Annotated in this window: 9 protein-coding genes; 2 read left to right on the top strand and 7 right to left on the bottom strand. The window is 60.5% G+C overall.

Annotation, left to right across the window (positions count from 1 at the left end; all coding sequences use genetic code 11):
* Positions 1 to 36: 36 nt before the first annotated feature.
* The 3 genes from ACVWSC_RS09940 to ACVWSC_RS09930 form a co-directional block, all read right to left on the bottom strand.
* Positions 37 to 972, bottom strand: coding sequence for a peptidylprolyl isomerase (locus ACVWSC_RS09940; protein ID WP_442113467.1), 936 nt, complete (start codon positions 970 to 972; stop codon positions 37 to 39).
* Entirely contained in the window at positions 969 to 1,430 is a 462-nt protein-coding gene (locus tag ACVWSC_RS09935; protein ID WP_442113466.1) for a YbjN domain-containing protein, read from the bottom strand. The genes ACVWSC_RS09940 and ACVWSC_RS09935 overlap by 4 nt, the downstream gene beginning before the upstream one ends.
* 193 nt (positions 1,431 to 1,623) lie before the next feature.
* Complete coding sequence (locus ACVWSC_RS09930) at positions 1,624 to 2,697, bottom strand: SDR family oxidoreductase (RefSeq protein WP_442113465.1); 1,074 nt, start codon at positions 2,695 to 2,697, stop codon at positions 1,624 to 1,626.
* 101 nt (positions 2,698 to 2,798) lie between these two features.
* Here ACVWSC_RS09930 and ACVWSC_RS09925 point away from each other — a divergent pair, with 101 nt between their 5' ends.
* The gene (locus tag ACVWSC_RS09925; protein WP_442113464.1) at positions 2,799 to 3,719 is read left to right on the top strand and encodes a LysR family transcriptional regulator; all 921 of its coding nucleotides are present in this window, start codon (positions 2,799 to 2,801) and stop codon (positions 3,717 to 3,719) included.
* Between the two features lie 8 nt (positions 3,720 to 3,727).
* Here the strand turns inward: ACVWSC_RS09925 and pdxR are convergent, their stop codons facing one another.
* Positions 3,728 to 5,224, bottom strand: a complete 1,497-nt coding sequence (gene pdxR / locus ACVWSC_RS09920) for a MocR-like pyridoxine biosynthesis transcription factor PdxR (protein ID WP_442113463.1) — start codon at positions 5,222 to 5,224, stop codon at positions 3,728 to 3,730.
* A gap of 178 nt (positions 5,225 to 5,402) precedes the next feature.
* On the opposite strand from pdxR, the gene ACVWSC_RS09915 reads away from it, so the two are divergent.
* On the top strand, positions 5,403 to 5,861 hold the full coding sequence (locus ACVWSC_RS09915) for a GNAT family N-acetyltransferase (RefSeq protein ID WP_442113462.1): 459 nt from the start codon (positions 5,403 to 5,405) through the stop codon (positions 5,859 to 5,861).
* A 75-nt stretch (positions 5,862 to 5,936) separates the two neighbouring features.
* Here ACVWSC_RS09915 and ACVWSC_RS09910 read toward each other — a convergent pair whose 3' ends face one another.
* From ACVWSC_RS09910 to ACVWSC_RS09900, 3 genes are all read right to left on the bottom strand, one after another.
* The gene (locus ACVWSC_RS09910) at positions 5,937 to 6,974 is read right to left on the bottom strand and encodes an ABC transporter substrate-binding protein (protein WP_442113461.1); all 1,038 of its coding nucleotides are present in this window, start codon (positions 6,972 to 6,974) and stop codon (positions 5,937 to 5,939) included.
* A gap of 159 nt (positions 6,975 to 7,133) precedes the next feature.
* The gene (locus tag ACVWSC_RS09905; RefSeq protein ID WP_442113460.1) at positions 7,134 to 8,000 is read right to left on the bottom strand and encodes an alpha/beta hydrolase; all 867 of its coding nucleotides are present in this window, start codon (positions 7,998 to 8,000) and stop codon (positions 7,134 to 7,136) included.
* Entirely contained in the window at positions 8,000 to 10,588 is a 2,589-nt protein-coding gene (locus tag ACVWSC_RS09900) for an autotransporter family protein (RefSeq protein WP_442113459.1), read from the bottom strand. The genes ACVWSC_RS09905 and ACVWSC_RS09900 overlap by 1 nt, the downstream gene beginning before the upstream one ends.
* Between the last annotated feature and the right edge of the window lie 53 nt (positions 10,589 to 10,641).

Below are 10,641 nucleotides of genomic sequence, written 5' to 3'. Positions count from 1 at the left end.
ATATTTCGCGGGAAATCGGCCCGGTGGCCGGGAGAGTCAGCGTTGCGCTTCGAGTGCTTTGTTCAGTGCAGCGCCGTCGATGCTCAAGGTCGAACGGCTGAGCACTTCATCCACCACCTGCTTGGCCGATTGTTCCTGGCGCTGCGCTCGCAGCGCCTCGCGTAGCTGGCCACTGACTTCATCGAACGTGGCGAGCCGTGCCGGCTGCGTTTCAGTGAGTTTGATGATGTGGAAGCCCAACGTGCTCTGCAGCGGTTCGCTGACTTCGCCGACCTTGAGTTGCGGCACTACACCACGCACTTCCGGCAACAGTTGCGCCAGCGGCTGTGGCCCGATATCGCCACCGCGTGCGGCACTGCCCGGGTCTTGCGAATAGGTACGGGCCAACTCGGCAAAATCGGCACCGGCCGCGTGGGCGCGCTTGCTCAAGGCCTGAGCCTGATTGCGCACGCTTTGTGTTGCCTGCTCGTCTGGCACGCTAAGGAAAATCTGGCTCACCCGATACACCGCCGGCACCTGCAGCGTCGCCTTGCTGGCCTCATAGGCCTGCTTGAGCGCCTGCTCGCTCGGATAGTCCTGCGGTGCCTGGGTCAACGAGCTCAGGTAGCCGCGCAACACGATCTGCTCGACCGCCGCACGGGTCTGCGCCTGCACCTCCGGGCGTTGCGACCAGCCTGCCGCCTCGGCCTGTTGGTACAGGGCCTTTTCGGCAAGGCGTGCGCGCAGCCAGGTTTCCAGTGCTGCACGGTCGCCGCGCAATTGCTGGCGCGACGCCTCGGGCAACTGCTCAAACAGCGCGTTCAGGTCGTTGGCATCTACCTGCTGATCGCCCAGCCGCGCCACGGCTTCGCTGCCCGGAGCAGTGGCCGCTGTCACGCTAGCCTCCGGTGCCTTACCAGGACGCAAAACCAACGCTGCCGCGACCGCTACGGCCAGCACACCCAGGCTGGCCAGGATCACGCGACGACTCACGAAGTAGCTTCCGCTGCAGCCGGCGCCACGTCGGCGGCCGTGTGCTTGTAATCACGCAGATAAGTCACCACTTCCTGCAGCAGGCGATCCCACAGCACCAGGCTCCCCAACAGGCTCTTGTGACTGACGCCGTCGGCGACCACCACGTCCATTTCCATCACCAGGAAGCCGCCCTGCACCGACAGCCGGGCGAAGCGGCGCGAGGCGTTCCATTGATTGACCAGCCCCTCGGGCAATTGCCCCTGAATGTGCAGGGCGCAGCTGTAGATGAAATCCAGATAGCGCCCCGCCTCCAGGCCTGGGTTGCCAAAGCGCAGGCTGAAGCCGATGCCCTGGCTGGCCGTGAGCAATTGCTCCACCCCACCCTGGCCACTGCGGTTAACCCGGCAGCCGGCGTCTTGCAGCAGGCTGGTCAGCGAATCGGCGGTAACAAAGTCGATCAATTCCGTAGAGCTCATCACGTTACTTCCTGGCGAAAAGGGCATCTGAAAGCCGCGAGTTGTAGCACATCGACATCATGCCGTGCACGCGCTAATAGCCCTTGATCACACTCGCTGTAGGAGCGGGCTTGCCCCGCGATGCGATTTGGCTGACAGATCGCAATCGCGGGGCAAGCCCGCTCCCACAGATGGAGCTATTCCTAGCTGCAACCTAACCGGCATCCGGGATGATCCTTTCCTGCTTCAACCTGTCGAACAGCTGGGTGAATGCATCAAGGCTGCTGCAGTAACCGCTAAAGCCGGCCTTGCGGCTTTTGCTCATGTCGGTAAACGCCTCCATGGGCCGCCCCAGATCGGCATCGGTATGCCACCAGGAAACCAGTTTGCTAATGTCCGGCTCCCGAAGCTGATACCTGTTGGCAATCGCCGTCCAGGCCGCCTCTGCGCCTTGCATCCGCCCTTCCAACGGCATTATCTGGCTCGAATAACCCTGCCACGCGATACCAAAGTACGCGGCCAGGCGCGGCCACAGCCAGCTCCAGCGAAACACATCGCCGTTGACGGCATTGAAATCCTGGTTCGCCGCTGCCGGGCTGTGTGCAGCCCAGAGCAATTGCTCGGCCAGCAGGTTGGCGCTGGTCACATCGGACACCCCATGCCATTGCTCTGCCGAGCCCGGGAAGATGAATGGCCAGCCATTCTCGCGGCACAACGTGGCGTACACCGCCAGGGTCTGGCCCATGTTCATCGCATTGCCCAAGGCGTAACCGATGATGGTGTGAGGACGATGCACGCTCCAGCGATAACCATATTTTTCGGCACCGGCAAACAGTTCGTCTTCCTGCGCGTAGTAGAAATTATCGACCGGTTGGCGGCCTTGCTCCTCGCGGAACGGCGTGACGGGCACAACGCCTTGGCCATAGGCTTCAAAAGGCCCAAGGTAATGCTTGAGGCCGGTAATCAGCGCGACGTGGGCACCCAGCAGCCGGTCGCCAAGCGCATCGATCACATGCCTGACCATGGCACGGTTGACCCGAATATTGGCGCTTTCATTCTCCTGGCGGGCCCAGACGCTGAAGAACAGTGCATCCGGTTTAATCGCATTGAGTGCCTCGCTGACCACTGGCGCATCAGTCAGGTCGGCCACCAGGCTGGTGCAGCCTTGCGGTACGGCTGCGCGACCACGCGACAGGCCGTACACCTGCCATCCCTCGTGCATCAGCTTTTCTGCCAGAGCACGGCCAATCACCCCACTGATACCTACGATCAAGGCTTTTTTCTGCATGCTGGTTTCTCCAGATCGGTATTGATGAGTAGACTACTGGAGAATCAATTTCTGATTTCTGGCATTAATTCACATGATTAACGAACTGGATTCATCAATTGATGCATGATCAACGCCTCAAGGACATCATCCCGTTTGTCACCAGCGTCGACCGGGGCAGCTTTACAGCTGCCTCAGAACAGCTGCATGTGACGGGTTCTGCAGTCAGCAAAAGTGTCAGTCGCCTGGAGGCAAGGCTGGGTTCGCAACTGCTTGAACGCACCACCCGGCGCTTGACCCTGACCGATGCCGGCCAGGCTTACTACCAGACCTGCATGCGAATTCTCGAAGAGCTGGCTGAAGCGGAATCGGTGCTGGCCGCCCAGCGCAGCATCCCCTCCGGGCGCCTGCGCCTGGCACTGCCCAGTACCTACGGCCGCTTGTGTGTGATGCCGCGTCTGATCGCGTTTTGCCAGATGCACCCTGAGGTGGAGTTGAGCCTGACCTTCTCAGACCGCTTTGTTGATGTGTTTGAAGAAGGCGTCGATGTGGCGGTACGCATCGGTGGCACAGATGAGCTGCCCGCCTCGTTGGCGTGTCGTCAGCTGGGACGTGAGGCCATGGTGTTCTGTGCATCCCCGGCCTACCTGGCCAAAGCTGGTAAACCCGACAGTGTGGAAGCGCTGCTGCAGCATCGGGCCATCCTTTATGAGCGCGTCGATGGCAGCACCAAGCCCTGGCAATTCACCACCGCAGATGGCCATTCAAGTTGGCGATCGGTACCGTTCCGGATGGCCTTGGGCGATGTGGATGCACAAGTCCAGGCGGTGTGCGCCGGGCTGGGTGTGGCTCAAATGCCAACCTGGTTGATACACGAACAACTGAAGCGCGGTGAGCTGGAAATTGTCTTGCCTGAACTGCAACCCGCCGGCCTGGCGCTGACGTTGCTCTGGCCACGGCGCAAACAGCTGCTGCCCAAGGTCGATGCTTTGCTGACGATACTGGGCGAGCTGGATATCGTTGAACCTGAACCCGGCAACTGACAGTCCGGTTATGACCGCAGCACTTGGGCAAGACGTATCACCGCCGACTCGATCTCATGCGCCGTCAACGACGCGTAACCCAGCAACCAGCCCTCTTTCGGCTCATCGCCGGCGTAAAGACGGCTGAGCCCGGACAGCTTGATGCCGGCTCTGGCAGCCTTGGTGATCGTTTCTTGTTCTGACCACCCGGCATGCAGCAAACAGGGAATCTGCAAGCCCCCAGGTGGACGCAGGGCCGTGACGATGCCCCCCAGGTACCTGGCAATCGCATCGAGCAAAACAGCTCGGCGCTCAGCGTAGAGTTTGCGCATGGCCCGGACATGCGCGTTGTAATGCCCGTCCTCCATGAACCGCGCCAGGGTCAATTGCAGTGTCTGCGGGGTATGACCATCCATCATGCTGCGGGCATAGGTGAAGGGTTTGATCAGTTCAGGGGGCAGCACGATGTAGCCCATGCGCAAGCCTGGAAAAAGGGTTTTGCTGAAGGTGCCGACGTACAGCGTGCGCTGGTCGTTATCCAGGCCCTGCACACAGGCCGTGGGCTGCCCTTCATAGTGAAACTCGCTGTCGTAGTCATCCTCGATGATCCACTTGCCCTTCTGCGCCGCCCAGGCGATCAACGCCAGTCGGCGTTCCAGAGACAGTGTGACGCCGGTGGGGTATTGATGCGATGGCGTCACGTAAACGCAAGGGGCGCCACTGCGGTCGGCGTGCAGGAGATCGGTGCGCAGCCCCGAGGCGTCGACGGCAATCGGCAAGACCCTGGTTTCAGCCGTCTGGAACGCCTTGCGGGCGCCGTAATACCCCGGGTTTTCCATAAGGATCGGCTTGCCGCTATCGACCAGCAACTGCGCACACAGAAACAGGGCCTGGCGGGTGCTGCTCAAAATCACTATCTGCTCAGGCGAGCATCGCGCGCCGCGCTCAAGGTTCAGGTAGGTGGCAATCGACTTGCGCAGCGGTTCTGCACCTTGCGAGTCGCCGTGCAGCAGAATCTGCGCGCGATAGTCTTTCACCACCTGACGCTGCAGGCGCTCCCACACCTCAATCGGAAAGTTGCGGGTTTCCGGCAAGCCAGTGGCGAATGCCTTGACCTGCTGCTGGTCGCTGACGCCACCCGTCTCGAAGATCATTCGCCCACGTTGGCTAAGACCGTCACCAGGCGCAGCGTGCCTGTGCTGCACCTCGTGCGCCTTGAAGCGCTGCCGGGCTGCGCCGCGTAACGCCGGGCCCAGGCTGTCGCAGACGTAACTGCCTGATCCTGCGCGGCGCACGATGAAACCATCGCGATGCAGTTGCACATAGGCATTTTCGATCGTATCGCGAGCGACCCCGAGCGATGTCGCCAATGCCCGGGTTGCTGGCAGCTTTGTACCGGGCCGCAGGGCACCTTCCAGGATCAGCGCACGCAACGCCCGTTGAATACGCTGGTGCAAATCCAGCTGCTGAAACTGCGCATCGTTGATGCGCATCTTCAACGTGTCCAGCTCGAATGCGATTGCCATGCGCTCTGCCCGATGATGAAAGCCGCTCGATTCTATCCGCCCTGGGCTGCGTTAAAAAGCGCTCCGACGCCAGAAAAGTGGTCTGCCCTTATCTTGATAAGTGGATGGCTTATACAGGCCATTACCACGTTATAAAACCGCTCCCGATCAGCCTTTTCAACGTCAACAAGGAGTGAATATGACTGCCGTACAACAGGTTTTATCGGTGCGCCCAGTAGCGCAAAAAGACTTCGCCACATGGTGCGAATATTGGGCGCAGTACCAAGCGTTCTATAAAGTGGAAATCGACACGCAGACCACCAGGACAACCTGGGAACGGTTCTTCGACAGCCGCGAACCGGTGCACTGCGCGGTGGCTGCAAATGCTGAGAACATCTTCGGTTTCGTCCACTTCGTGTTTCACCGTTCGACCTGGAGCCAGAACGATTTCTGCTACCTGGAAGATCTCTACGTGTGCCCGAGCGTACGCGGCCAGATGATCGGCAAACAGCTGATCGAATACGTGCAAGGCCAAGCGCGGGAAAACCACTGTGGGCGGCTTTACTGGCACACCCAGCAGAGCAACCAGACCGCCCAACGGCTGTACGACTGGATTGCCGAAAAGCCCGGCGTAATCGAATACAGAATGCCACTGTAGGAGCGGGCTTGCCCCGCGATGCGATGTGACTGATAGATCGCCATCGCGGGGCAAGCCCGCTCCTACCGAGGGGGGTTAGCGCGAGGCCCAGGCGTTGAAGCGCTGCTCCAGGTGCTCGCCATGATCGGCCCAGAACAGTGCATCTACCGGCACTTGCTGGGCCAGGTTTTCAGGTGCGGTGGGCAGCTCGGCGATGCGTGCCTTGTCGAGCAGGCCCATCGCCTGCAGGTTGGCGGCGCCGTAGTCGATGTGCTCGGCGAAGCTCTTCTGCTGCTGCGGCTCAAGCGAGAAGGCAATGAATTCGCGGGTTTTCTCCTGACGCGAAGCGCCACGGGGAATCGCCCACGAGTCGAACTCGTACAGCCCACCAGACCAGACGATTTTCAGGTCGTAGGTTTTGCGCTGCTCTGCCGAAAGACGCCCGTTGTACACCGAGCTCATCACCACATCCCCTGCCGCCAGATACTGCGGTGGCTGGGCACCGGCTTCCCACCATTGAATGTGCGGTTTGATCTGGTCGAGTTTGGCGAACGCGCGATCCTGACCGGCCTCGGTGGCCAGCAGGGTGTACACCTCGCCCGGCGCCACGCCGTCGGCAATCAGGGCGAATTCCAGGGTCGACTTGGCCAGCTTGCGCAGCCCGCGCTTACCGGGGAAACGCTCGACATCCCAGAAGTCTTTCCAGCCGGTGGGGGCCTCTTTGAGCTTGCTGGCGTTGTAGGCCAACACCGTCGAGTAAACCAGGAAGCCAATACCGCAGGGCTGGATCGCACCCGGGACAAAGTCTTTGCTGTCGAGGCCGATCTGTGCCGGGTCGAGGGTTTCGAACATACCCTCATCACAACCGCGGGCCAGCTCGGCAGACTCCACTTCCACCGCGTCCCACGACACGCTGCGGGTGTCGACCATGGCCTTGACCTTGGCCATTTCACCGTTGTATTCCCCGGAAATAATCTTGCTGCCGCTGGCTTGCTGCCAGGGTTTGTAGAAGGCCTTTACCTGGGCCTCTTTGTTGGCGCCACCGAACGATACGATGGTGAGATCGGCCGCAAGGCCGTGACTGGCAGCTGCTAACCCCGTTACCAGCGCTGCGAATTTCAGAGTCTTGATCATTATTGTTATCTCCTACTGTCCAAGGGTGATGACAAATCACTCAAGACACCGGGATCAACCAAGCCTTCCCAGGCGTGAGACATCCGGGTCTCGCTCCATTCGAGGCGTAAGGTGGCACGGAAGGAACGGTAGTAAGACCCTGCTTTTCTAACGCTCAGATCAGTCGGCGCTAAACTTTGGCGCGCAAGCGACCGGTTGTGCGCGCCAGTGCTGCCAAGCCTGCTGCCAGCCGCTCTCATGGCTGACACCTGCTATTACCGCGGTTTCCAGGCAGGCACCAGGCCCCAGTTGCTGACGGTAATAGCCTTCGATTGCCGGTGGAATCACCCGGTCATCAGCACCAAACAAATGGCGCTGTGGGATCAACGCCAGGCGCTGGCGATAGTCCAGCGGTTCGAGTGAACCGCGTAGTGGTGCGAGCTGCTGCAGGCGCACCCACTGTGCCGGGCTGAGGTTACCCGCCAGTGTCTGCACGTGGGCAATATCATCACGGCGGGCCGCCAACAGCAGCGCCACAGCGGCACCACCCGAGTAGCCCACCAGTTCAAAGTCGTGGTTGTGATAACGCGTTTTGAGCAGGTCCAGTGCCTGGCTCATGCTGGCAACGACCGCTTCGGAGAAGCGCCGATCGGTCCACATCGCCGGTGTACAGTGCGGCGCGCTGACGAACTGACAAGGGCGGGCAAGATAGACCGCGGGTGTCGGGTCATCCAGCGCCAATTGCGCCACCAGCAGGTGCCGGGGGCTGGGGTCGAGACTTGGTTGTGTGGCGGTAGCCCAGGCACGGCCATCGCCTTCCAGATAGACGCGTAATCGCGCCGGGGGCTGGGATGTGAGGGGGCTGACCATCGCCAACGGAAAAGGCTCAGTGGCCAATACCTGCAGACGCTGCCCATGGGCAGCGGCCAAGGCCTGCAACGCCTGTTGTGGGGATTGGCAGCCGCTGAGCACGGCACTGATCAACAGTGCCGTGCCTCGCAGGCAAACCCCAGCCCACCGGAGCAGGCTGAGCTTTGCAATGGCCATCAGAAGTCGTAACGCACTTTGGCCGTGACGGTGTTGGCATCAAAGTCAGACTTGCCGACGTAGTCGTAGTTCAGACCCAGGGTCACAGCACCCAGGTGATAGTCCGCACCGATACCCGCTTCGTAGCTGTTGCGTACCGCACTGGCACCGCTGGTCACGAACGGGGTGTTACCGGAAACGAAGGTCGAGGTGCTGCTGACGCGGTCGCCGATAAAGTCGTGATAGGTCATGACCTGAGCTTGTGGCTCAAGCGTGCCGCTGCCCAGCGGGAAGTTGCCGGCAACACGCAGACCCGCACCCAGTTCAGCCACTTCAAAGCGCTGCTCTTCGACCTTCAGTGCAGCAGAGCTGCCTTTTTCACGGTAGCCGTCGATATCAACACGGCTGTAGCGGGCAGCGATGCGCGGCTCGACCAGCATCGACGGCGACACGCGGTAGGTGTAACCACCGACCAGGTTCACCCCGAACAGCGTGCTGTCGTAATCGGCCTTGGCCGTGGTGTCGGCAATGCTGCGCTTGCTGTCGTTGCTGTTGAGACCATAGGTCAGGCTGCCGTCGACAAAGTAGTTACCTTGCTCAAAGCCGCCGTACAGGGTGAAGGCATGACCATCGACCTTGGTTTTGTCGCCGCTCTTGCCGTTCACGTCGGTGTTCAGGTAGCTGTACGCCACACCCAGGGTCAGCTGGTCGTTGAGCTTGCCGTCGGCGCCTACGGCAATACCGCGGCTGTGAGCGTTGTAGCCAACGACATTGTCACGCAGGTCCTGACTGGCATCGCTGTACAGGGTTTGTACCCAGACTCCGGCTTCCTTGAAGCCTTCACCCGAGGACATGCCGCGCGCCGCCGAGGTACGACCGCTGGTGACGTTGCTGATCAGGGTCTGGCCGGTGGTGGCCGCCTGAGTTGCGCCGCCGTTGACTTCAGGAGTCAGTTGCTCAGCCAGGGTGCGCAGGGCTTCGGCGTCCTGCGAGGCATTGACGTATGCCTGGAACACTTTGTCCTGCGGGTTCAGGCTGGCCAGTTCAGTGGCCACACTGCTGAAGGCCGAAGCGGCGCGCTGGGCGTTGCCCGAACCGCCGATGCTCTCGATCACCTCGCCCACTTGCGAAGACGATTTGCCGGTGACAGTGGCAACCACCTGATTGCCCTCGACCACATAGGTGTCGACGTTCAGCAACGAGGAACGGCTGCTGACCAGCTTGCCGGCTTCGGTCTGGTTATCCAGCGCGTCGGCATCGATCAGGGTGTAGGTGCTGCCCTTGGCGGTGAAATCGTTGCCCTGGGCAGCCAGGGTGATTTGCGAACCTTTCTGGAAGGTGGCTTTACCCTCAACGTTCAACACAGCCTTGCCGGCGTCGGTTGCGCTGCTGAGGTTCAAGTCCAGCGAAGAACCATTGGCAACGACCAGCTCGCCCTGCAGCGAAGTGTGCGGGTTGGCCAGTTGCAGATGACCTGCAGTACCTTCGCTACCGACCATCACCGGGCCGTTTTCGTACATGCGGATATTGTAGCCATCGGCATCGGTGTTGGTGCCTTTGAACACGGCATCGCCGGTGACATACACACGATCCAGATCGATCAGGTTGCCGGTGATGGCGCCGCCCTGCCAATCCAGAACGACGGTATCAGAAGCCTCAGAAGCGTCGATGGCCTCGTCTTCAGAAACGATGGTGCCACGGTTGACGATCGTCAGTGCACCGCCCTGGCCCTCACCATCGAGGTCGAAGCCACCGATTTCGATGGCGGCATCAGTGGCCTGAATCAGGCCGGTGTTTACAAACTGGGCAGACGACGAGGTGAAGCTGACACCATCGAGCGCTACGCCGACGGCATCGGCGCCGCTGGCAATAATGCGACCGTTGTTTTCAATACCACCGACATCGACACGGTCGCTGTAGAACGTACCGCCCCACTGGTATTCATTGGAGGTGGCGTCCAGCGCCGTGGCGTTCTCGCCGCTGACGTGAATCAGGCCGTTGTTGATCAGCTTGCCATCAATCTCACCGCCTTCAAGCAGAATGCCTTTGGCGTTCTCACCGCTGGCCAGGATCTGGCCGCTGCTGGCGTTGATCAGATCGCCGTGCAGCTCCGATTGGCCGGAGAATTCCAGGGCACGGATACCGTCACCCTCAAACTCATTGCCCTTGACGCTCAGGGTGCCTTCGTTGACCAGATTGCCGTGAATAATGGCCGGGTCAACCAGCATGGCCGAGACGCCATCGCCGCTTACCGAAATACTGCCCTTGTTCACCAGGTTGCCGAAAATCTCGGTGGCCGGGCCGAACGACGAAGGGATTTCGTCCTCGCCTGCTTGCGACAGGTCCAGGCCATCGGCGTTGGTGCCGTTGGCATTGACGGTGGCATTGATGATCAGGTCTTTGTCGAACGAAACGCTGTTGAATTCGATAGCGTCCAGGTCACTGTTGGTCGTGGTGAACGAACCGTTGACCTCAACGTGGTCGGCATAGGAAGCGTTGTCGACCTGGATACCGGCGTTGGTCAGCGACAGGGTTTGAGCAGAAACCGATTGCGCTGCTGCAGTGATGGCGAGTGCGATAAGTGTTTTTTGTAGATTGACGACAGCCACTTTTCTTCCTTAAAAATCGAGGTGAATGCGCTTCCATGCGGGGCTTCGTGCCG

The organism is Pseudomonas sp. NUPR-002, assembly GCF_056322725.1.
The sequence above is the reverse complement of the archived record's forward strand: the minus strand, read 5'-3'. Positions and strand labels throughout refer to the sequence as shown.